Origin of the sequence: Burkholderia sp. 9777_1386, assembly GCF_015712265.1 — a bacterium.
GTDB classification, from domain to species: Bacteria; Pseudomonadota; Gammaproteobacteria; order Burkholderiales; family Burkholderiaceae; genus Burkholderia; species Burkholderia cenocepacia.
On record NZ_JACCQB010000002.1, the window covers coordinates 57,307 to 78,087 of the forward strand.

The 20,781-nt window shown below is 69.7% G+C and carries 19 protein-coding genes; 14 read left to right on the forward strand and 5 right to left on the reverse strand.

Annotated features, from left to right (window positions below):
- Positions 1-133: 133 nt before the first annotated feature.
- Entirely contained in the window at positions 134-895 is a 762-nt protein-coding gene (locus H0X91_RS02325) for a DUF4397 domain-containing protein (RefSeq protein ID WP_006491053.1), read from the forward strand.
- A 63-nt stretch (positions 896-958) separates the two neighbouring features.
- On the opposite strand, the gene H0X91_RS02330 is transcribed toward H0X91_RS02325, so the two are convergent.
- Together H0X91_RS02330 and H0X91_RS02335 are read right to left on the reverse strand one after the other, a co-directional pair.
- The gene (locus H0X91_RS02330; protein ID WP_196432773.1) at positions 959-1,510 is read right to left on the reverse strand and encodes a DUF3005 domain-containing protein; all 552 of its coding nucleotides are present in this window, start codon (positions 1,508-1,510) and stop codon (positions 959-961) included.
- Between the two features lie 194 nt (positions 1,511-1,704).
- Complete coding sequence (locus H0X91_RS02335) at positions 1,705-1,968, reverse strand: hypothetical protein (RefSeq protein WP_049017396.1); 264 nt, start codon at positions 1,966-1,968, stop codon at positions 1,705-1,707.
- Between the two features lie 230 nt (positions 1,969-2,198).
- On the opposite strand from H0X91_RS02335, the gene H0X91_RS02340 reads away from it, so the two are divergent.
- The 3 genes from H0X91_RS02340 to H0X91_RS02350 all read left to right on the forward strand — a co-directional run bounded on the left by H0X91_RS02340 (position 2,199) and on the right by H0X91_RS02350 (position 5,747).
- Positions 2,199-3,749 (forward strand): NCS1 family nucleobase:cation symporter-1, encoded by a 1,551-nt coding sequence (locus H0X91_RS02340; RefSeq protein WP_196432774.1) that lies wholly within the window; start codon positions 2,199-2,201, stop codon positions 3,747-3,749.
- 23 nt (positions 3,750-3,772) lie between these two features.
- Entirely contained in the window at positions 3,773-4,501 is a 729-nt protein-coding gene (locus tag H0X91_RS02345; RefSeq protein WP_006488622.1) for an aspartate/glutamate racemase family protein, read from the forward strand.
- Positions 4,502-4,562: 61 nt separating this feature from the next.
- On the forward strand, positions 4,563-5,747 hold the full coding sequence (locus H0X91_RS02350) for a LysR family transcriptional regulator (protein ID WP_077190736.1): 1,185 nt from the start codon (positions 4,563-4,565) through the stop codon (positions 5,745-5,747).
- Between the two features lie 229 nt (positions 5,748-5,976).
- Here the strand turns inward: H0X91_RS02350 and H0X91_RS02355 are convergent, their stop codons facing one another.
- Positions 5,977-7,551 (reverse strand): MFS transporter, encoded by a 1,575-nt coding sequence (locus H0X91_RS02355; protein ID WP_196432775.1) that lies wholly within the window; start codon positions 7,549-7,551, stop codon positions 5,977-5,979.
- Between the two features lie 100 nt (positions 7,552-7,651).
- On the opposite strand from H0X91_RS02355, the gene H0X91_RS02360 reads away from it, so the two are divergent.
- Positions 7,652-8,530 (forward strand): LysR family transcriptional regulator, encoded by an 879-nt coding sequence (locus tag H0X91_RS02360; RefSeq protein ID WP_006495905.1) that lies wholly within the window; start codon positions 7,652-7,654, stop codon positions 8,528-8,530.
- A gap of 165 nt (positions 8,531-8,695) precedes the next feature.
- Positions 8,696-9,682 carry an ABC transporter substrate-binding protein gene (locus tag H0X91_RS02365; RefSeq protein ID WP_058902935.1) on the forward strand — a complete coding sequence of 329 codons (987 nt, stop codon included), beginning with the start codon at positions 8,696-8,698 and terminating at the stop codon, positions 9,680-9,682.
- 22 nt (positions 9,683-9,704) lie between these two features.
- Here the strand turns inward: H0X91_RS02365 and H0X91_RS02370 are convergent, their stop codons facing one another.
- The gene (locus tag H0X91_RS02370) at positions 9,705-10,079 is read right to left on the reverse strand and encodes a phage protein NinX family protein (RefSeq protein ID WP_006486180.1); all 375 of its coding nucleotides are present in this window, start codon (positions 10,077-10,079) and stop codon (positions 9,705-9,707) included.
- A gap of 306 nt (positions 10,080-10,385) precedes the next feature.
- On the opposite strand from H0X91_RS02370, the gene H0X91_RS02375 reads away from it, so the two are divergent.
- The 8 genes from H0X91_RS02375 (at position 10,386) to H0X91_RS02410 (ending at position 18,702) form a co-directional block, all read left to right on the forward strand.
- Positions 10,386-11,483, forward strand: coding sequence for a glycosyltransferase family 2 protein (locus tag H0X91_RS02375; RefSeq protein WP_012493244.1), 1,098 nt, complete (start codon positions 10,386-10,388; stop codon positions 11,481-11,483).
- Between the two features lie 6 nt (positions 11,484-11,489).
- Entirely contained in the window at positions 11,490-12,737 is a 1,248-nt protein-coding gene (locus tag H0X91_RS02380; RefSeq protein WP_034202530.1) for a glycosyltransferase family 87 protein, read from the forward strand.
- A gap of 104 nt (positions 12,738-12,841) precedes the next feature.
- Entirely contained in the window at positions 12,842-13,909 is a 1,068-nt protein-coding gene (locus H0X91_RS02385; protein WP_006486187.1) for an ABC transporter substrate-binding protein, read from the forward strand.
- Between the two features lie 14 nt (positions 13,910-13,923).
- Positions 13,924-14,766: an ABC transporter permease gene (locus H0X91_RS02390; protein WP_196432776.1), complete on the forward strand. Its 843-nt coding sequence runs from the start codon at positions 13,924-13,926 to the stop codon at positions 14,764-14,766.
- Between the two features lie 35 nt (positions 14,767-14,801).
- Complete coding sequence (locus H0X91_RS02395) at positions 14,802-15,617, forward strand: ABC transporter permease (protein ID WP_006486184.1); 816 nt, start codon at positions 14,802-14,804, stop codon at positions 15,615-15,617.
- 40 nt (positions 15,618-15,657) lie between these two features.
- Positions 15,658-16,503 carry an ABC transporter ATP-binding protein gene (locus H0X91_RS02400; protein ID WP_006495911.1) on the forward strand — a complete coding sequence of 282 codons (846 nt, stop codon included), beginning with the start codon at positions 15,658-15,660 and terminating at the stop codon, positions 16,501-16,503.
- A 149-nt stretch (positions 16,504-16,652) separates the two neighbouring features.
- Positions 16,653-17,606, forward strand: coding sequence for a TauD/TfdA dioxygenase family protein (locus tag H0X91_RS02405; RefSeq protein ID WP_006486182.1), 954 nt, complete (start codon positions 16,653-16,655; stop codon positions 17,604-17,606).
- 148 nt (positions 17,607-17,754) lie between these two features.
- Positions 17,755-18,702 carry a TauD/TfdA dioxygenase family protein gene (locus H0X91_RS02410; protein ID WP_080323719.1) on the forward strand — a complete coding sequence of 316 codons (948 nt, stop codon included), beginning with the start codon at positions 17,755-17,757 and terminating at the stop codon, positions 18,700-18,702.
- Positions 18,703-18,747: 45 nt separating this feature from the next.
- Here H0X91_RS02410 and H0X91_RS02415 read toward each other — a convergent pair whose 3' ends face one another.
- The gene (locus H0X91_RS02415; RefSeq protein WP_006486177.1) at positions 18,748-20,409 is read right to left on the reverse strand and encodes an ABC transporter substrate-binding protein; all 1,662 of its coding nucleotides are present in this window, start codon (positions 20,407-20,409) and stop codon (positions 18,748-18,750) included.
- Between the last annotated feature and the right edge of the window lie 372 nt (positions 20,410-20,781).

Consider the following 20,781-nt stretch of genomic DNA (forward strand, 5'->3'; position numbering starts at 1 on the left):
CACGTCGATTGCGTCATCCCCGCGCCCGCCATCCGGCGGACAGCATCTTCCTTCCAACCGGCGCTGCGCTCCGCGCGGTTCTCTGCGCGGCGGTCCCGCATCGCAATGCAGGTTTCCTGAACGAGAGGACGACATGAAATCAATACGAACGATAGTGGCCCTGTGCTCGGTCATTTCCATGCTCACGGCATGCGGCGGCGGCGACGACGCCGGGACCGTACTCGGCATCTCGAAGCCGCAGGCGCGCTTCATCAACGCGGTGCCGGCCGGCCCGAACCTCGACTACTACCTGAATGCGAAGGTCGATCAGTCGGGTGTCGCCTACAAGGGCGTGACGCGCTATCACGACATCGATTCGGGCACGCAGACCGCGAGCTACGACGTGTCGGGCACGACCTCGACCGTCGCGTCTCAATCGTTCAGCGCGGCGAACGGTCACCATTACACGACGATCGCGCTGCCGAGCACGACGTCGCTGATCTCCGTCATCGACGACCCGTACGACAAGGGCCTGCTGTCGGACAAGGCACGCGTGCGCAGCTTCAACGCATCGCCGAATGCGCAGAACGTCGACGTGTACGTCGTCGCGCCGGGCACCGACATCACGACGGTCAGCCCGACGATGGCGGGCGCGGCCTACCAGAACGCCGTCCCGGCCACGACGCAGGATTCGGTCTACCTGAACGGCGGCACCTACCAGGTGGTCGTCACGACGGCCGGCAGCAAGTCGCCGATCCTCAAGACCGCACCGGTCAACATCGGCAACAACGCCGACTGGCTGCTGCTGACGATCCCGTCGGGCGGGGTCGGCGACGTGACGCCGAACGACATTCACGTGCTCGTCGCCCAGGGCAACGACGCCGATACGTCCGCGCAGGAACTCGGGCCGCAGTAAGGGCCGAAAGCGATCGCGGCGGCCGGTGCGCTCGCATCGGCCGCCGCGTGTCGGTCAGCGGTATCAGTCGTCGGACCGTTCGAGGCAGATCACGTGCTCGGCGCGTGTGCCGTCGCCGTGCTCGATATCGACGTCGCCGACATGGCGCACACGCCAGCCCGGCCGCGTCGCGATCTGCGGCATGTTGCCGGACGGCCGGCTCTCGATCCCGCCGAGCCCTTCGTCGGGCGTGTCGATCGCCTCGTCGAGCGACGCGTTCGAATAGATCACGTTGTCCTGCAACTCCGACGCGCCGGTGCGCGCCTCCATGCCCTTGCCGTCGACGTCGACCGTGTTGTCGGTCATCGCCATGTTCGCGTTGTCGAGCGTGACGATCCGGCCGGCGGCCCGGCGCACCGGATCGCCGCTGTCGACCGCATGCGCGTCGACGTCGATCGCCGGCAGGCCGGTCGGCATCTTCCCGGCGACCGCTTCCGGCGTCAGCGGACGCCGCACCACCTGCGCGGCCTGGGTCGCCGCGTCGGGCATGTCGCCGGCCGCCGGTGTCTTCACCGGGCTTTTCTCGATCTGTTCCCGCTGCTTTTCCGGGGTAGGGTTCGATTCCGCGTTCTGCATCGCACCTCCTTGCCCGGCCGGCGGACGCCGGCGTCACGCCGTCGCCGCCGGGCCGGAAATCGCTACAACGGTCCTTGCAAATCTTTCATGCGCACGGCCGCGCACGCACGCCGTCCGGCGCGCGTGCCCGCCGGCACCGCACCCGCGCGGCGGACGACGCGTCGTCGCGCCGCCCGCCCGACTACCGGCGCGCGTCAGCCGCCGCTCGCGCCGGCCGGCGCGGAGGCCGCGCCCGGCATGCTCGCGCCGGCGTCGCCGGGGGTGCCGGCCGCCCCGCTGCTCGGCGTGCCCGATGGCGCGGTGGACGGCGCGACCGACATGCCGCTGGCTGCGCCCGAGTCGGAACTGGTCGCGCCGTTGTCGCCCTTCTTCTGGCAGCCTGCGCCTGCCGCGAGGCCCGCGATCAGGATGCCGGCGAAGACGGCTCGCGATACGTGACGAAGTGAATATCGCTGCATGACACCTCCGCTGATGTCGATGTGGATGGAACCCGCTGACTCGCAATTTGCGTGCCGTTCCCCGCCGCCGCGGCCGCCCGCGTTCCATTCGTTTTCCAAATGACGCCCAGCCGAATATTTAATTTCCCATCGTCCGGCCCGCCGCCCATACTCGCGAACAAATCCGAGACATAACGTCCACGGCGGCCGACCGCGCTGCGTACCCACGCAGCCGGTGTCGCGCCCCGCACATGGAAGGAGACAACGGCGTGCAACTGGAAGCCATCCACCGCACGGGCCTCGGGCTCGGCGCGGACGACGCATCGCATCGAACCGACACGGCCGCGCGCGATCCCGCGCTGAGCCCGCGGCTGCATAACCCCGATCTCGCGCCGACCCGGGCCGAGGGCCGGACATGGGGCCGCTACAGCATCTTTGCGCTGTGGACCAACGACGTGCACAACATCGCGAACTACTCGTTCGCGATCGGGCTGTTCGCGCTCGGCCTGTCGGGCTGGCAGATACTCGCGTCGCTCGCGATCGGCGCGGTGCTCGTGTACTGCTTCATGAACCTGACCGGCTACATGGGCCAGAAGACCGGCGTGCCGTTCCCGGTGATCAGCCGGATGAGCTTCGGCATCTACGGCGCGCTGCTGCCCGCGATGATCCGCGCGGTGATCGCGATCGCATGGTTCGGCATCCAGACCTATCTCGCATCCGTCGTGCTGCGCGTGCTGCTCACCGCGATCTGGCCGGGCCTCGCCGCGTTCGACCAGAATGCGATCTTCGGGCTGTCGACGCTCGGCTGGATCACGTTCGTCGCGATCTGGCTGGTGCAGATCGGTATCCTCACGTACGGGATGGAAATGGTCCGCAAGTACGAGGGGCTCGCCGGCCCGGTGATCCTCGTCACGACGCTGTCGCTCGCCGCGTGGATGTTCAGCCGCACCGGCGGCCAGCTCGCGATGTCGATCGGCAAGCCGATGACCGGCCTGAAAATGTGGACGGAAATCCTCGCGGGCGGCTCGCTGTGGCTCGCGATCTACGGCACGCTGGTGCTCAACTTCTGCGACTTCGCCCGTTCGTCGCCGAGCGCGAAGACGGTGCGCGTCGGCAACTTCTGGGGCCTGCCGGTCAACATCCTCGTGTTCGCGACGATCAGCTTCGTGCTCGCCGGCGCGCAGTTCAAGCTGAACGGCCACATCATCCACAGCCCGACGGAAATCATCGCGACGGTGCCGGACAAGCTGTTCCTCGTGCTCGGCTGCCTCGCCTTCCTGATCGTGACGGTGGCCGTGAACATCATGGCGAACTTCGTCGCGCCGGCCTTCGTGCTGACGAGCCTCGCGCCGCACCGCCTGTCGTTCCGCCGCGCGGGCCTGATCAGCGCGACGATCGCCGTGCTGATCCTGCCGTGGAACCTGTACAACAGCCCGATCGTGATCGTCTATTTCCTGTCCGGCCTCGGTGCGCTGCTCGGCCCGCTGTACGGAATCATCACGGTCGACTACTGGCTGGTGCGCAAGCAGCGCGTGAACGTGCCCGATCTCTACACCGAAGCGCCGACCGGCGCCTACTTCTACACGCGCGGCGTGAACCGCAAGGCGCTCGCGGCGCTCGTGCCGTCCGCGCTGATCTCGATCACGCTCGCCGTCGTACCGGCCTTCAGCGCGATGACGCCGTTCTCGTGGCTGCTCGGCGCCGCGATCGCGGGCAGCGTGTACTGGCTGCTGGCCGATCGCACACGGCACTACGAAGAACGTTCGGGCGAGCACATCGCGGTCGCCTGCGCGCAACACTGATACACACGCATACGGAGTCAGCAATGAGGATCCTGGTAGTCAACGTCAACACGACCGAGTCGATCACCGATGCGATCGCCGCGCAGGCGCAGGCCGCCGCGTCGCCCGGCACGGAGATCGTCGGGCTGACGCCGCGCTTCGGCGCGGAGTCGATCGAAGGCAACTTCGAGAGCTACCTCGCGGCGATCGCCGTGATGGATCGCGTGTTGAGCTACGACGAGCCGTACGACGCGGTGATCCAGGCCGGCTACGGCGAGCACGGCCGCGAAGGGCTGCAGGAACTGCTGACGGTGCCCGTCGTCGACATCACCGAAGCGGCCGCGAGCGTCGCGATGCTGCTCGGCCATCGCTACTCGGTCGTCACGACGCTCGACCGCACGGTGCCGCTGATCGAGGATCGCCTGAAGCTCGCCGGGCTCGATGCGCGCTGCGCGTCGGTGCGCGCGAGCGGCCTCGCGGTGCTCGAACTCGAGGCGCACCCGGCTCGCGCGATCGAATCGATCGTCGGCCAGGCGCAGCGCGCGGTGAAGGACGATCACGCGGAAGTGATCTGCCTCGGCTGCGGCGGGATGGCCGGCCTCGACCGGCAGATCGAGGAATGCACGGGTGTGCCGGTGGTCGATGGCGTGTCGGCCGCGGTCGCGCTCGCCGAGTCGCTGGTGCGCCTGAAGCTGAAGACGTCGAAGGTCCGCACGTATGCGCCGCCGCGCCCGAAGCGGATCGTCGGCTGGCCCGGAACCTTCGCAAAATGACGGGCCGCCGGCCGGTGGCCGCATCGTGCGGCCGCCTCGTATCGCCGGGAGGCGGATCGGCATGCCGGACCCGCTAGACCCGACCGCGCTGCGCCGCGGCGCGTCCGACGCCACGGGCGCGCTCGACGTGCTCGATGCACGGCTGATGCGCATCCTGCTCGTGCTGCTGACCGAGCGCACCGTGTCGCGCGCGGCCGTGCGCCTGAACATGTCGCAGCCGGCGACGAGCGCCGCGCTCAAGCGCCTGCGCACGCTGCTCGGCGATCCGCTGCTGGTGCGCAGCCGCTACGGGATGGTGCCGACCGAGTTCGGCGCGCGCTTGATCGAGCCGCTGCGCAACGCGCTGCGCGTGATCGACTTCATCCGCATCCAGCAGCCGACGTTCGACGCGCGCACGTCGGTGCGCACCTACCGGATCGGCTGCCCCGACTACCTGAACGTGCTGTTCGTGCCGAAACTCGTCGCGCTGTTTCGCGAGCGCGCGCCGAACGCGCAACTGGTGTTTCATCCGCTCGGCGACGGGTTCGACGACGAGCGCGCGCTGGCGGACGGCGAACTCGACGTCGTGATCGACAACCGGCCCGCACGCCAGTCGCGCTTCCGGCAGGACGACCTGTTCGACGACCGCGTCGTGTGCCTGATGCGCGCGACGCATCCGCTCGCGCGATGCGGCGCGATGACGGCCGCCGGATTCGCGGCGGCGCCGCAGCTGTGCCCGACGCCGTCGTGGCTCGAAGCGTCGGGCGCGATCGACCGGCAGCTCGAACGCGTGGGCCTGCAGCGGCGCATCGTCGTCACGCTGCCGCACTTCGAACTGGCCGCGCACGCACTGGTGCGCGCCGACCTGATCCTCACCACCACGTACCGGCTCGCGCGGCACTACGCGAAGCTGCTGCCGCTCGCCGCGGTCGCGCTGCCGGCCGAGCCGCCGGATATCGTGTACCGGATGACGTGGAACGAATCGGGGCCGTGCGCGGAAGGCGTTCGCTGGCTGCGCGGGCTGATCGCCGAGGCGACGCGCGCATGGCTCGACGCCGAGGCGAGGCTGCCGGCGGTCGCGGCGGTCGCCGCCGTATCCGCTTCCGGGCCCGATGCGGACACCGCGAAAACCGCGCCGGCCGCCGCCGAGCCGCCCGAACCCACCCGGCGCACGCGCCGCAGACCGGCCCCGCATTGTCATGCGTCGCATCCGGCGCGCGTCGCGCACGCGGCACGCATCCACCGCACCGCGACGAAGTCGCACTGACCGGCACCGCACCCGGGCCGGCATGATCCGCTCGGCCGCCGCATGTCAGGCCGGTCCTGTTTACCCGCGCCGTGCCGAATCGTCGGGATGACGCGTCGAACCCGTGTCGGTGGACGTCGCATCGCGAACGCCGGTGGCCACTCGATCGAATCACCGGCAGCGACACGATCGCCCCGAACGTCGACAAACAGCAGGATCGTGCGCGACGTTGCGCATGCTTCACATCGTTTCACATCACGCGCCTTCGCATCGGTTGCGTCAGCAACTTGTATGCAACGACGGCCGCAACCAGCGCCAGCACGCCGCTCACCGTGAGCGCATCGGCGAACCCGCTCGCGAACGCGACGGGCGCCGCCCGCGCGAGGGTGCCGGCAGCGGCCGGCGGCACGCGGCCGAGCGCCTGCGCCAGATCGCCGGCCAGCAGGCTCGACATGAACGGCTCATCGGCGAATACGCGCAGGCCAGGTGTCGCGGACAGCAGGCGGTCGAGCCGCGCATGCGTGCTCGCCGCCAGCACCGCGCCGAGGACGCCGACGGCCGTGACGATCGCCGAGAAGCGCGTCGTCGTGCTGATGCCCGACGCCATGCCGGTGCGATGCGGCGGCACGCACGCCATGATCGCCTTCTGCGTGTCGCCGTTCATGATGCCCGCGCCGCACCCCGTCACGAACATGCCGAGCGCGACGAGCCGGTAGTCGCCACTGGCCGTCAGCGCCGCGGTCGCGAGGTTGCCGGCGCCGATCAGCGCGAGCCCGCCCGCCAGCACGCCGCCGGACGAAACGCGCGGGGCCAGCGCCGCGCCGAGCGACGGACCGGCGATCATCGCGAACGCGAACGGCAGCATCCCGAGCCCCGCGTCGATCGCCGACATCCCGAACGCGTTTTGCAGGTACAGCGGCAGGAACGTCATCATCACCTGCGCGCACGCCGCGTAACCGAACATCGCGAGCACGGCGCCGACGAAGCGCGGCTGGCCAAACAGCGCGAGATCGATCATCGGCCGCGCTTGCCAGCGCTCCGCGCCGACGAACGCCGCCAGCAGCGCGGCCGCGAGCGCGAACCGGCCAAGCGTCGCGCCCGACAGCCAGCCGTGCGACGGCGCACCGATCAGCGCCGCGATCGCGCAGGCGAGCGCCGCGCCGAACAGCAGGCTGCCGGCCGCATCCACGCGCTTCGCATGCGGATCGTTCGATTCGTCGATCGCGACGCGCGCACCGGCCGCCAGCAGCAGGCAGACGGGCAGGTTCAGCAGGAACACCCAGCGCCACCCGATCCATTGCGTGATCGCGCCGCCGACGAGCGGCGCGATGGCCGTCGCGATTCCCATGCACATGCCCCAGATCGCCCACGCACGGGCCCGTTCGCGGCCGTCCGGGAAACGGTTCGCGATCACCGCGAGCGCCGCGGTCAGCAGCAGCGCGGCGCCGCCGCCCTTCACCGCACGCGCGGCGATCAGCCAGCCGGCCGACGGCGCGATGCCGCAGCCGAGCGACGCGACAAGGAACAGCGCGAGCCCCGTGAAGAGCATCCGCTTGCGTCCGAAGCGGTCGGCGAGCCCGCCGGCCGGTAGCAGACACGCGGCGAACGCGGTCATGTACGCGCTCACGACCCATTCGATATCGGCGAAGCTCGCATGAAAGCTGCGCGCGATGCTCGGCAGCGAGACGGCCACCACGTTGGTGTCGAGCACGATCAGCGAGCAGGTCGCGGATGCGACGGCGAGCGTCGCGGCGGCAGGCAGGCGGGTGCCCGTGCGCGGGACGGCAGCCGCGCTCGTGCGCGACGCCGGTGAAGACTGGGACATCCGGCACTCCGGAACAGGATGAGGGAGCCGTATGCTAGGCTTGTCCCGTATTGCCTGTCATTGACACTTCAATGCTGTTTTATTGACGAAAATTGCAACCATGGACCGGCTCGAATTCCGTCACGTGCGGGCGTTCCTGAGCGTCGCGCAACATCTGCATTTCGCGCGCGCGGCGGAGGCGCTCGACATGGCGCCGCCCGCGCTCACGCGGCAGATCCAGGAAGCCGAGCGGGTGCTCGGCGTGCGGCTGTTTCACCGGTCGCGCCGGGCGGTCACGCTGAGCGCCGCCGGCGAGGCCTATCTCGCGGAAGCGCGCGCCGCGGTCGAGCATCTGCAACGCGGCCGCGAACTCGCCGCGCTGGCCGAACGCGGCGAACTCGGCCGGATCGAGATCGGCTATGTGTCGTCGGCCGTGTATTCGGGCACGCTGCAGCGCACCGTCGGCGCATTTCGCACCGCTCACCCGCGCATCGAGCTGAACCTGCGCGAAGTGCCGATGGACGACGTCGCGAACCAGCTCGACGCCGGCCGGCTCGACCTCGCGTACGTGCGCCCGCCGCTCGCGCTGCCCGGCGGCCTGCGGATCGTCACGCTGCAGCGCGACGTGTTCGTCGCGGCCGTGCCCGCCGATTCGCGCTACGCGGCGATGGCCGCCGTGCGCGCGGCGGACCTCGCCGACGCGCGCTTCGCGGTGCCCGAACAAGAATTCGGCACGCTCGAAGTCGCGCGCCGCGGCCGCTTCGCGCCGGTGGTCGCCGCGCGGCCGGGCGGCCTGCTCGCGGTGCTCGCGTGCGTGTCGGTGAACGGCTGGGTCGCGGTGATTCCCGACGCGCTCGCCGGTTGCGTGTCGCTGCCGGGCGTCGTGTACCGGCCGATCGCCGGCAAGCCGATCATGTCGGAACTCGCGCTCGCGCACCGGCGGTTCGAAAAGGCGCCTGCGGTGCGGGCATTCCTGCGCACGATGCCGCCGGCCGCGTAAAGCGCCCGCGCAAGCGTCCCGGGCGTCCGGGTCGACGCCGGCCGCACCGGCGCCCGCCGCGCGAATATGCATTTCACGATTCGATGTTTGTCGGCCGGAAAACGATTCCGTAACCTGCCCGGCAGCCGCGCGGCCCGCGCGCGGATCACCGAGGACACACCGCCGATGCCCCACGCTTCCGCCCCAGCGCGCCGCCGCGCGCTGCAGCGCCTTGCCGCCCTCGCCGCCGCGCCGCTCGCGGGCGGCCTTGCCCTGCCCGCCCGTGCGGCCGGCGCCGATCTGTCGGGCGTCACGCTCGTCCTCGGCGACCAGGCCGGCGGCCTGCGCGCGCTCGCCGAAGCGGCGCGCGTGCTCGACGGCACGCCGTACCGGTTCCGCTGGGCCAACTTCCAGGGCGCCGCGCCGCTGTTCGAAGCGCAGCGCGCGGGCGCGATCGATCTCGCGCCGGCCGGCGACCTGCCGGTCCTGACGGCCGCGCTCGGCGATCCGTCGTTGCGGATCGTCGCGACGCGCGTCGGTTCGCCGGCGTCGCTCGGCATCGTCGTGCAGCCCGACTCGCCGGTTCGCGCCGTGGCCGACCTGAAAGGGCAAACCGTCGTCGTATCATCGGCGCGCGGCAGCATCTCGCAATACCAGCTGTATGGCGCGCTGCGCGAACACGGGCTCGCGCCACGCGACGTCGACGTGCGCTTCGTGCTGCCGGTCGACGCGTTCGCCGCGTTCGAGGCGAAGCGGATCGGCATCTGGGCCACGTTCGATCCGTACTACGGGCATGCGGTGCGCCGCGGCGCGCGCATCGTCCGCGACGGCAGCGGCATCAATTCGGGGCTCGCGTTCCTGACGTCGCCGGTCGAGACACTCGACGATCGCGGCAAGCGCGCGGCGCTTGCGGACGTGCTCGCGCGGCTCGCCCGCGCGGGCCAGTGGGCGCTCGCGCACCCGGCCGACTACGCGAGCGTCTATGCGTCGCTCACGCGCCTGCCGCCCGATGCGGCCACCGACATCGCGCGCCGGGCCGCGCTCGCGCAGCGCAGCCTCAGCGGCGCCGACATCGACGTGTTGCAGCGCGTCGCCGATCGCGCGGCGGCGGACGCGATCCTGCCGCGCCGTGTCGACGTTGCATCGATCGCCATCCGGCAGGTGTCCGCGTGAGCGATGCGGCGCGAGGATGCGTTCAGCGCGGCCGCGCCATATCGAGATCCGGCACGTCGTCGCCGAACGTCGACGCGACGAGCGTGCGCATTGCGGCGATCAGCAGCGTCGGCCCCGACTGGTTGAACGTGCAGCGCTCGCCCGCGGCCGGCACCGCGCGGTGCAGCACGGCACGCCACGCACCTCGCCCGCCGTCGCGCTCGAACCCGGCAAACGGCAGCCGCTCGACGATCGGACCGCCGTCCGCCCAGGACGATGACGGCGCGAACGGTGTCGGGACGCCGCCCGGTTCGCGGATCGACGTGCAGCCGGACGCGTCGGCACGCGGCACCTCGTGGCCTTCCGCGGTCGCGACCCAGTAATCCAGCGCCGCACCGGTCAGATCCTGGACTTGCATGGCCCTCTCCGTCGCCGTCGTTCCAGTCGACATGCTAACCGTTGCGCACGCACGCGCGGTCCGGACGGCGCCTCGGCGCCCCGGCGAGCCGCTGCATCGCGAAATCCCGCCCCCGAACAAACCCGCGCACGCTGTCACCTGTGTGACATTCCTGCGTAGAATGATCTGACGGCTTGCCGCCCGGCCCGCGGCACGCCATCGAGCCCATCACAAACACAAACGCGCGCCGATCCGGACCCGTTTCCGCACGTTCGGCGACAACAGGACCAGACAATGCGGCGCAGACCGGATCTCACGGGGGGACGTATGTCCAGGCACACCCTGAAGCCGTTGGTATCGCTCGTCGTGCCGTTTCACGACGAAGCAGAAGCGATCGATGCGTTCTTCGCGACCACCGTTCCGATACTGGAAGCGATCGGCACCGCGCGCTTCGAGATCGTTTGCGTGAACGACGGCAGCCGCGACGGCACGCTGGACAAGCTGATCGACATCGCGGTCGCCGATTCGCGCGTGCGCATCGTCGACCTCACGCGGCGCTTCGGCAAGGAGGCCGCGCTGACCGCCGGCATCGACGAAGCGGCCGGCGCCGCCGTGATCCTGATCGACGCCGACCTGCAGGACCCACCCGCGCTCATCCCCGCGATGCTCGAACGCTGGCACGCCGGCGCCGAGGTCGTCGCCGCGAAGCGCACCGACCGCAGGTGCGACCCGCTGATGCAGCGCGTGGCCGCCGCGCTCTATTACCGCGTGCATAACCAGCTGTCCGAAGTCGAGATGCCGGAGAACGTCGGCGATTTCCGGCTGATGGACCGTCAGGTCGTCGACGCGCTGCGCGCGCTGCCCGAGCGCCGACGCTTCATGAAAGGCCTGTTCGCGTGGGTCGGCTACCGGACCGAGATCATCGAATACACGCGCGCCGCACGCAGCGGCGGTCACTCGAAATTCTCCGGGTGGCGACGCTGGAACTTCGCGCTCGAGGGCATCACGAGCTTCAGCACCGTGCCGTTGCGCGTGTGGACCTACATCGGCCTCGCGTTCGCCGTGCTGTCGTTCGTCTACGGCGCGTACATCGTGATGCGCACGCTGCTATTCGGCAATCCGGTGCACGGCTACGCGTCGCTGATCTCGGTCATGCTGTTCGTCGGCGGCATCCAGTTGATCGGCATCGGCGTGATCGGCGAATACCTGGGCCGCATCTATCATGAATCGAAGCAGCGCCCGGTCTACCTCGTCCGGCGCCGCTACCGGGCCGATGCGCAGGCCGGCCTGCAGCCCGCACGGCACGCCGGGGCCCCGGACGGCTCGAAGCTGCTGCAGTTTCCGGTCCGGCGCATCGCGACGGCCCGGCGCCGGCAGACGGTCGTGGCTGGCGCGCAGGCGCCGCGCAATCTGTCGGTCAAGTAGCGCCGCATGGATATTTCCGGCTCGTCGATACGGCGCGACGAACGCCCTGTCCGCGTCTGGCTCACCCCCGGACGCATCGCGCTTTACAGCGCGGTCATGCTGGTGATCGGCGTGCTGCTGGGGTCGATCCTGCTCTGGATCGGCTTTCATTCGACCGATTCGGACACGTTCCGCCCCGGCTCGGGGTATATGGTGTTCTGGTCCGCGTCCCATCTGATGCTCCACGGCTCGCCGTGGCAGGCGTACGACGTCCCCGCGTTCTCGCGCGCGCTCGCCGGACTGTTCCCGTCGGCGGGCCGCCATGCGTTCCTGCCGTGGCTGTACCCGCCGTCGTATCTGCTCGCGGTGACACCGCTCGCGCTGCTGCCCTACGCGATCAGCTATCCGCTGTTCGTCGTGCTCGGCATCGTGCTGCTCGGCCTCGCGGTGTGGCGCGTGTCGGGGTTCGGCGCCGTACCCGGCGCGACGCGCATCGGCTGGCTCGCGCTGCTCGCCTGCCCGGGCGTGCTCGTCACCGCGATGTACGGGCAGAACGCGATGCTGACCGCGGCGTGTGCGGCGCTCGCCGTGTATTTCGTCGACCGGCGGCCGATGCTGGCCGGCCTCTGTATCGGACTCCTGTCGGTCAAGCCGCAACTGGCCATGCTGTTGCCGTTCGTGCTGATTGCCGCGCGCGCGTGGCGCGCGTTCGCGTGGGCCGCGGCCTGGGCGACCGCCATCACCGCGTTGGGGATCGCGGCGGGCGGCATCGAACCGCTCCGCCTGTTTCTGCAGAATGCCGGGGCGCTGCGTTCGCTGATCATCGAACATGGCGTGCCGTTCTGGTTTGCGTCGCCGACGCCGTTCGCGGCGTTTCGGCTCGCCGGCCTGCCGCCGGCCCTCGCGTTCGCGGGACAAGCCGCCATCGCGGCAATCGCGCTCGCGGCAGCGTGCTGCGTCTGGCGCCGCAGCCGGGACGCGCGGTTGCGCGGTGCGGTACTCGTCGTCGCGACGCTGGCCGCCAATCCGTATGTCTGGCACTACGAACTGTCGTGGCTGTGCGTCCCGATCGCGTGCATGATCGCCATCGGCTCGCAGTACGGCTGGCGGCGCGGCGAGCAATCCATCGTCGCCGTCATGTGGGCGCTGCCGCTGTACGAGTTTCTGAATCCGTGGATGAAGCTGCCGCAGATCGGGCCCGCCGTCATATCGATCGCGCTGCTCGTGCTGCTGCGGCGCGCAGGCTCCCTGCCGCGATCCCCCGCGCGGCGATAAGCATAGTTCAAATCGTTGCTTGTCCGGCCCCGGGGCGTCACCGAGAATGACCCGACGGGCTGCGGCCCGGCCTCGTTCCCCAACGTCCCGGATCCATCGATTCCATGCTTCCACTGCGCCTGCTGCGATCGCTGCTGATCGCGTCCCTCGTTGCATTGCCGGCCGCCGCCGCGCACGCCGACAAGCCCACCACCCTGCGTATCGGCGTTGCCCAGCAAGGCGCCGGCGATCCCCCCACCTTCGGCGGATCGAGCGCCGCCACCGTGCAGTTGCAACAGCTCGTCGAGAAGGAATTCGCCGCCGACGGCATCAAGGTGCAATGGCTGTTCTTCAAGGGCGCGGGCCCGGCCGTCAACGAGGCGATCGCCAACAAGGCGCTCGACTTCGCGTACCAGGGCGACCTGCCCGCCGTGCTCGCGCGCTCGAACGGGATCAAGACGCGCCTGCTGCTCGCCGCGAGCGTGCGCTCGGGCATCAAGATCGCGGTGCCGCCCGACTCGACGATCCGCTCGATCAAGGACCTGAAGGACCGCCGCGTGTCGATCTTCCGCGGCACCAACCTGCAGCTCGTCGCCGACAACGCGCTCGCGAAGAACGGCCTCGGCGAACGTGACCTGCGCGTGATCAACCTCGACGCCGCCAGTTCGCTCGCCGCGCTCGCGTCGAAAGGCATCGACGCGTCGGTGGGCGACTACGCGCTATACAAGCTGCGCGACGCGGGCCTCGCGAAGATCATCTACGAATCGCAGAACGACGGCCCGCAGCTGACGCGCCAGACCCACCTGCTCGTGCTCGACGATTTCGACCGCGCGCATCCGGACATCGTGCAGCGCGTCGTCACCGCGTTCGTGAAGGGTGCGCAATGGTCGTCCGACGAGGCGAACCGCGATGCGCTGTTCAAGCTGTGGGCAAAAAGCGGCGTGCCGTATTCGTCGTGGCAGGACGACTACGCGAACCAGCGCCTGAAGGACCGCCTGTCCCCGCTGATCGACCCGTTCGTCATCGCGCGCTACAAGGCCGTCGCGCAGGATGCGCTGAACCTGAAGCTGATCCGCCAGCCGGTCGACGTCGACGGCTGGTTCGAGCCGAAATATCTCGACAATGCCTTGCGCACGCTGAAGCTCGAACACTACTGGCAACGTTACGACGCGGCCGGCAAGCCCCTCTCCTGACCCGGACCGCCCCGATGAGCGACACCGCGTTTCCCGTCCCGTCGTCCGAATCGCCCGCGCTCGCCGTGCCGCCGCGCCGCGCGGCGGCGCTGCGACGACTCGCGTGGCAGCTCGCACCGTGGGCGCTGCCCGCGCTGCTGTTCGCGCTATGGAGCGTCGGCAGCGCGCGCGGCTGGATCGCGCCGCAGATCCTGCCGCCGCCCGAACGCGTGGTCGACACGCTGGCCGACCTCGCATCGAGCGGCGATCTCGCGCGCCACACGCTGATCAGCCTGCAGCGCGTGCTCGTCGGCTTCGCGGCCGGCACGCTGCTCGGCGTGTCGCTCGGCGTCGCGCTCGGACTGTCGCGCACGCTGGAAGCCTATGTGCTGCCGAGCTTCAACGCGCTCGTGCAGATTCCGGTGCTCGGCTGGCTGCCGTTCCTGCTGCTGCTCGTCGGCGTCGGCGAACCGCTGAAATACCTGCTGATCGCGCATGCAGCGCTCGTCCCCGTCACGCTGAGCACGTTGCAGGGGTTTCGCCAGACGCCGCCCGCGCTCGACGAAGTCGCGCGCGGGTTCGGCTACACGCGCCGGCAACGCGTCCTCCACGTCGTGCTGCCGGCCGCGATTCCGACGCTCGCGACCGGCGTGCGGCTCGCGTTCACGAAATCGTGGCTCGCGCTCGTCGTGGTCGAACTCGTCGCGTCGTCCGAAGGGCTCGGCTACCTGATCGTGTACGGGCGGCAACTGTTCCAGCTCGATCTCGTGATGGCGGCCGTGGTCGTGGTCGGCGCGGTCGGCCTGCTGATCAACCGGGCGCTCGACGCACTCGAAGCGCGCCTGCGCCGCGGCGTGCCGTCCGCGTTTCGCGGTTGAACCGGTCCGCCCGACCAATCGAAGGAGAGTCGCCCGTGCCCCACGCCGCCACGCCGTCAACGACACCGCCCGCCACGCCTGCCCGCCGCCTGCATGCACCCGACTGGCGCGGCTTCGTCCTGCCGCTCGCCGCATTGGCGTGCTGGTGGGCCGTCGCTTCCGCCCATCTCGTGAAAAGCGGCCTGCTCGTCGGCCCCGCCGACGTGCTGCACACCGCGTGGGCGCAGGCCGCGAGCGGCGCGCTCGGCCGTGCATTGTCGGCATCGCTCGCGCGCGAGGCGTGCGGGTTCGCGATCGGCGCGACGGGCGGGCTGTTGCTCGGCGCCGCGCTCGGGCTGTCGCGCATCGCCGCGCGAATGGTCGGCCCGAGCTTCGACACGTTCAAGCAGATCTCGCTGTTCGCGTGGATTCCGCTGATTTCCGTGTGGTTCGGGCTCGGCGACGTCGCGAAGGTCGTGTTCCTGTCGCTCGCCGCGCTGCTGCCCGTCGCCGCCCATACCTGCGACGGCATTCACGCAGTGCCGCGCGCGTATGTCGATGTCGCTCGCGCACTGCGCTACTCGCGGCTCCAGCTGATCCGCCACGTGATCCTGCCGGCCGCGCTGCCGTCGATCTTCACCGGCCTGTATCTCGGCCTGATCTATTCGTGGCTCGCGACGCTCGGCGCCGAGTACCTGCTCGTCGCCGGCAGCGGGATCGGCAACACGCTGATCGACGGCAGCGAGCAGTTCCGGATGGATCTCGTGCTGTTCGGGATCATCGTCGTCGGCGTGACCGGCTGGGCGCTGAACGCGACCGCGCGCGCGCTCGAACGCAAGGTGCTGGCCCGGCGCGGCGACCTGCCCCGTTGAGCGTCCTTTTTCTTCCTGTCGCCCTCTTCCCCGGACCGCCATGACGACCCTCGCCTCCGATTCGCTCGACATCCTCCATGTCAGCAAGCACTACACGCAGCGCGGCACGACGCTCGCCGTGCTCGACGACGTCTCGCTGCACGTGCGCGCCGGCGAATTCGTCACGATCGTCGGCGCCAGCGGCTGCGGCAAGTCGACGCTGCTGCGGCTCGTCGCCGGACTCGATACCGATTACACGGGCGAAATCCGTGCCGGCGACGAACGCGTGCGCGACACGTCGCTGCAGCGCGGCATCGTGTTCCAGGATCACCGGCTGTTCCCGTGGCTGACCGTCGAACAGAACATCGGCGCCGCACTGCGCAACGCACCGCTGGACCCGGCCGCGAAACGGCGCGCGGTCGCGGAACACATCGCGCTCGTCGGGCTGAACGGCTTCGAGCACGCGTTTCCGAACCAGTTGTCGGGCGGGATGGCGCAGCGCGTCGCGATCGCGCGCGGCCTCGTGAACCGGCCGCGCGTGCTGCTGCTCGACGAGCCGTTCGGCGCGCTCGACGCGCAGACGCGCGCGAAGATGCAGAACGAACTGCTGCGCATCTGGGAACAGGAACGCATCACGATGATGCTGGTCACGCACGACGTCGACGAAGCGGTCTATCTCGGCGACCGCGTCGTCACGATGGCGCCGCGTCCGGGCCGCATCGCGCGCATCGTCAACGTCGCGCTGCCGCGCCCGCGCCGGCGCGATTCATTGGAATTCGCGCGCTTGCGCGACACCGTACTCGCCGATTTCGACGACGGCGAGCCGCCGGGCGACGACGCGTCGGGCGGCACGCGCATCGACGCGGCGCGCCCGCACCGGATCGGCGAATGGAGGCTCGCGTGGTAGCGACGCGACGCGCGCGCCTTGTTCAGCAGGACGACACATATCGTTTATCGCAGCGCGCACGCTAAGGTTGTGACGATTCATCGGTTCCGGTTCCGCGCGGTCCCTGCTTGAATGGAGATTCGACCGACCCCGACTCCAGGAGACTCCCGATGTCCGAAGTCCAGCACGCCGCTCCGTCGTTTTCGCCCGCTTCGCATGCCGCACCGCGCCCGGCCGCCGTCCCGCTCCAGCTTCGCCAGGTCGCCGGCCGGATCGGCGCCGAAATCGCCGACGTGCGGCTGTCGGCCACGCTCGACGATGCGACGTTCGACGCGATCCAGGCCGCGCTGCTGCGCCACAAGGTGCTGTTCTTCCGTGGCCAGCACCATCTCGACGACACCGCACAGGAAGCATTCGCCCGCCGCTTCGGCGACACGGTCGCGCACCCGACCGTGCCGTCCGTCGACGGCAGCGCGGCCCTGCTCGAACTCGATTCCGCGCACGGCGCACGCGCCAATTCGTGGCACACCGACGTGACCTTCGTCGACGCGTACCCGAAGATCTCGATCCTGCGCGCGGTCGTGATTCCGCCATTCGGCGGCGATACCGTCTGGGCCAACACGGCCGCCGCGTACGCGCATCTGCCCGACCCGCTGCGTGCGCTCGCCGACACGCTGTGGGCGCTGCATACGAACGCGTACGACTATGCGTCGACGCACGTGCATGCCGACGATGCGCAACTGAAGCGCTACCGCGAAGTGTTCACGTCGACCGTCTACGAAACCGAGCACCCGGTCGTGCGCGTGCATCCGGAAACCGGCGAGCGCACGCTCGTGCTCGGCCACTTCGTGCAGCGGCTCAAGGGGCTGTCGGCGCAGGATTCCGCGCATCTGCTGCAGGTGTTCCACGAGCACGTGACGCGCCTCGAAAACACCGTGCGCTGGAACTGGCGGGAAGGCGACGTCGCGATCTGGGACAACCGCGCGACCCAGCACTACGCGATCAACGACTACGGCGATGCGCGCCGCGTCGTGCGCCGCGCGACCGTTCACGGCGACGTGCCGGTCGGCATCGACGGACGCCGGAGCGTCCTGCTGAAGGGGCCGGGCGCCACGCTGCAATAACGTCCACGTCCCGCGGCGGCGCCCTTTCCCGCGCCGCCGCGCCATTTCCCTGGAGGACACCCGCGATGAACCGCACGCCACCTGACCGACGCCTGCACGCGCAACGATGTCGTCCGTCTCTCCCGTTCACAACCGCCAGGAGCGTCGCATGAGCGCCCTACTCGAACCCGCCGCCCAGCCGGTCGACGTGATCCCGCTGTCCGCCCATATCGGCGCGGAAATCCGCGGCGTCGACCTCACGCAACCGTTGACCACGCCGCAGATCGCGGCGATCCGCACCGCGCTGCTGAAATGGCGCGTCGTCTTCTTCCGCGAACAATTCCTCACGCACGAGCAGCATGTCGCGTTCTCCGCGCAATTCGGCGAACCGACGGTCGGCCACCCGGTGTTCGGGCACGTCGACGGCCATCCGGCCGTCTATTCGATCGCGAAGCATCGCAAGGCGACGCGTTTCGAAGGCGAACCGGTGCGCCGGCCCTGGACCGGCTGGCACACCGACGTGACGGCCGCCGTGAACCCGCCGTGGGCGTCGATCCTGCGCGGCGTGACGATCCCGCCGTACGGCGGCGACACGCACTGGACCAACCTCGTGCGCGCGTACGAAACGCTGTCCGCGCCGCTGCGCGGCTTCGTCGATACCCTGCGCGGCATCCATCGCTTCACGCCGCCGCCCGGCGCGCGCGCGACCGGCGCATTCGACGACGCCGTCGAGCGCCGCCCGCTCGTGACCGAGCATCCGCTCGTGCGCGTGCATCCGGAAACCGGCGAACGCGCGCTGTACGTGAGCCCGAGCTTCCTGAAATCGATCGTCGGGCTGACGCCGCGCGAGAGCCAGGCGCTGCTCGAACTGCTGTGGGAACACGTGACGCGGCCGGAATTCACGATCCGCTTCAAATGGGAGCCGCGCAGCATCGCGTTCTGGGACAACCGTGCGACCGCCCATCTCGCGCCCGTCGACATCTTCGATCTCGACTTCGATCGCCAGCTGTATCGCACGACACTGATCGGCGACGTGCCGGTCGGCCCCGACGGCCGGCCGTCGGTCGCACTCGAAGGCACGCCGGTCGAGGCCGCGGCCGCCGTCGCACTCAACTGACGCGGCGAACGCCGGCGCGTACGAACGCGCCGGCCCCCACTTCCGTCAATCGAGCCACACGCCGTCGAACCGGTGCCCGCCGAGCGGCGAGAACGTCAGCCCGTGTACGCGCTTGGAGATCGGCAGCGACACGATCGACGTCGCGATCGGCGTGAACGGCACCTGGTCCTTGAACACCACCTGCGCCTGCTCGTACAGCGCCGTGCGTTTCGCGACATCCGCGTTCGAACGCGCCGCCGTCACGAGCTGCTCGAAGTCCTTGTTGCACCACTTCGCGAGATTGCTGCCGTGCACCGCGTCGCAGCCGAGCAGCGTGCCGAGCCAGTTGTCGGGGTCGCCGTTGTCGCCCGACCAGCCGTACAGGATCGCGTCGTGCTGACCGTCGTGCTTCGCGCGGCGGTTGTACTCGCCCCATTCGTAGCTGACGATCTTCGCGCGCACGCCGATCTTCGCCCAGTCCTGCTGGATCAGTTGCGCCATCAGTTGCGCATTCGGGTTGTACGGGCGCTGCACGGGCATCGCCCACAGCGTCAGGTCGAAGCCGTTCGGAAAGCCGGCCTGCGCGAGCAGCGCCTTCGCGGCGCCCGGATCGCGCGGCGCGTCCTTCAGGCGCGGGTTGTACGACCATTGCGCGGGCGGCATCGGGTTCGTCGCGACCGTCGCGTCGCCGTTGAACACGGTCTTGATGATCGCCGTCTTGTCGATCGCGATGTCGAGCGCGCGCCGCACGTCGACGCGATCGAGCGGCGGATGCTGCGTGTTGTACGCGACGAACCCGACGTTGAAGCCCGTCCCCGAAAACAGCGTCAGCCTCGGGTCGCGCCGCACCGTCTCGAGATCGGCCGGCCGTGGAAACACCGACACCTGGCATTCGCCGGCCACGAGCTTCTGCAAGCGCGCGGCGGGATCGGGCGTGATCGCGAACACGAGGCGCGCGAGCTTCACGTCGTCCGGTTTCCAGTAGTCGGGATTCGCGTCGTAGCGGATCAGCGCATCCTTCTGGTACGTGCGCAGCAGGAACGGCCCCGTGCCGACCGGGAACTGGTTGATGTCGGACTCGCGATGGCGCGCGGCGAGCTGCCCCGCATATTCGGCCGACAGCACCGACGCGAACGCCATCGCGAGATTGCGCACGAACACGACGTCGGGCGACTTCAGCACGAAGCGCACCGTATAGTCGTCGACCTTCTCGATGCGCTCGATGTTGCGGTCGAAGCCGAGATCGCTGAAATACGGGAAGCTGACCGGATAGGCCTTGCGGAACGGATCGTCCGGGTCGAGCATCCGGCGGAACGTGAACACGACGTCGTCGGCCTGGAACGGTCGCGTCGGCGTGAACCACGCGGTGGTCTGGAACTTCACGCCGCGCCGCAAATGAAACGTGATCGTGCGCTGGTCGGGCGACACGTCCCAGCTCGTCGCCAGCGACGGCACGAGATCGAGCGTGCCGCGCTTGAACTGCACGAGCCCGTTGTAGATCGTGTACGTGCTCGCATCGAAATCGGTGCTCGTCGTGTGCTGGCCGGGATCGAAGCCGGCCGGGCTACCTTCGGAGCAGTACACGAGCGTCTTGCCGGCGGGTGCGGCGAGCGCGTGCGTCGCGGCGCCGGCCAGCAGCAACGACGCGGCGACGCCGCGAAGCACGGCGCCGGCATGCGGTACGCCGCGCGTACGGCGCGCGGCTGACGAAACGAAAGGATTCTTCATGGTGGCGGATGGAAGCAAGGGCTGTCATGCGAATGACGACCGCCGATCTTCGCGCGCCTCCCGCCGATCGCTTACCAATTAATTCCGCGTTGCTTATCGTCGCCGATGCATCCCGCTGCCGCTGCATCGAAAAGTCCATGCGAGCGGCGCGTCCATGCCGAACACCGCGGGCCGCCCGGGCACGCGCGACGAAACCGTCGAAACCGTCGCGACCATTCGCGCGCCACCGCATGGCCTTCCGGCCCCCTGCAGGTTCTCCGGAATGGGCGCATCGTATCGGTTGGCCGACGCCGACACCCCCGCGCGGGAATCCGCCCCGCGCGCACGTGCCGGCACGGCGCGTCCGTGCGCGCCGCCCTTTCTGGAGGAACC

Coding starts and splice junctions, on each gene's coding strand:
- H0X91_RS02325 (WP_006491053.1), top strand. CDS start 134: ATGAAATCAATACGAACGATAGTGGCCCTGTGCTCGGTCATTTCCATG.
- H0X91_RS02330 (WP_196432773.1), bottom strand. CDS start 1,510: ATGCAGAACGCGGAATCGAACCCTACCCCGGAAAAGCAGCGGGAACAG.
- H0X91_RS02335 (WP_049017396.1), bottom strand. CDS start 1,968: ATGCAGCGATATTCACTTCGTCACGTATCGCGAGCCGTCTTCGCCGGC.
- H0X91_RS02340 (WP_196432774.1), top strand. CDS start 2,199: ATGGAAGGAGACAACGGCGTGCAACTGGAAGCCATCCACCGCACGGGC.
- H0X91_RS02345 (WP_006488622.1), top strand. CDS start 3,773: ATGAGGATCCTGGTAGTCAACGTCAACACGACCGAGTCGATCACCGAT.
- H0X91_RS02350 (WP_077190736.1), top strand. CDS start 4,563: ATGCCGGACCCGCTAGACCCGACCGCGCTGCGCCGCGGCGCGTCCGAC.
- H0X91_RS02355 (WP_196432775.1), bottom strand. CDS start 7,551: ATGTCCCAGTCTTCACCGGCGTCGCGCACGAGCGCGGCTGCCGTCCCG.
- H0X91_RS02360 (WP_006495905.1), top strand. CDS start 7,652: ATGGACCGGCTCGAATTCCGTCACGTGCGGGCGTTCCTGAGCGTCGCG.
- H0X91_RS02365 (WP_058902935.1), top strand. CDS start 8,696: ATGCCCCACGCTTCCGCCCCAGCGCGCCGCCGCGCGCTGCAGCGCCTT.
- H0X91_RS02370 (WP_006486180.1), bottom strand. CDS start 10,079: ATGCAAGTCCAGGATCTGACCGGTGCGGCGCTGGATTACTGGGTCGCG.
- H0X91_RS02375 (WP_012493244.1), top strand. CDS start 10,386: ATGTCCAGGCACACCCTGAAGCCGTTGGTATCGCTCGTCGTGCCGTTT.
- H0X91_RS02380 (WP_034202530.1), top strand. CDS start 11,490: ATGGATATTTCCGGCTCGTCGATACGGCGCGACGAACGCCCTGTCCGC.
- H0X91_RS02385 (WP_006486187.1), top strand. CDS start 12,842: ATGCTTCCACTGCGCCTGCTGCGATCGCTGCTGATCGCGTCCCTCGTT.
- H0X91_RS02390 (WP_196432776.1), top strand. CDS start 13,924: ATGAGCGACACCGCGTTTCCCGTCCCGTCGTCCGAATCGCCCGCGCTC.
- H0X91_RS02400 (WP_006495911.1), top strand. CDS start 15,658: ATGACGACCCTCGCCTCCGATTCGCTCGACATCCTCCATGTCAGCAAG.
- H0X91_RS02405 (WP_006486182.1), top strand. CDS start 16,653: ATGTCCGAAGTCCAGCACGCCGCTCCGTCGTTTTCGCCCGCTTCGCAT.
- H0X91_RS02410 (WP_080323719.1), top strand. CDS start 17,755: ATGAGCGCCCTACTCGAACCCGCCGCCCAGCCGGTCGACGTGATCCCG.
- H0X91_RS02415 (WP_006486177.1), bottom strand. CDS start 20,409: ATGAAGAATCCTTTCGTTTCGTCAGCCGCGCGCCGTACGCGCGGCGTA.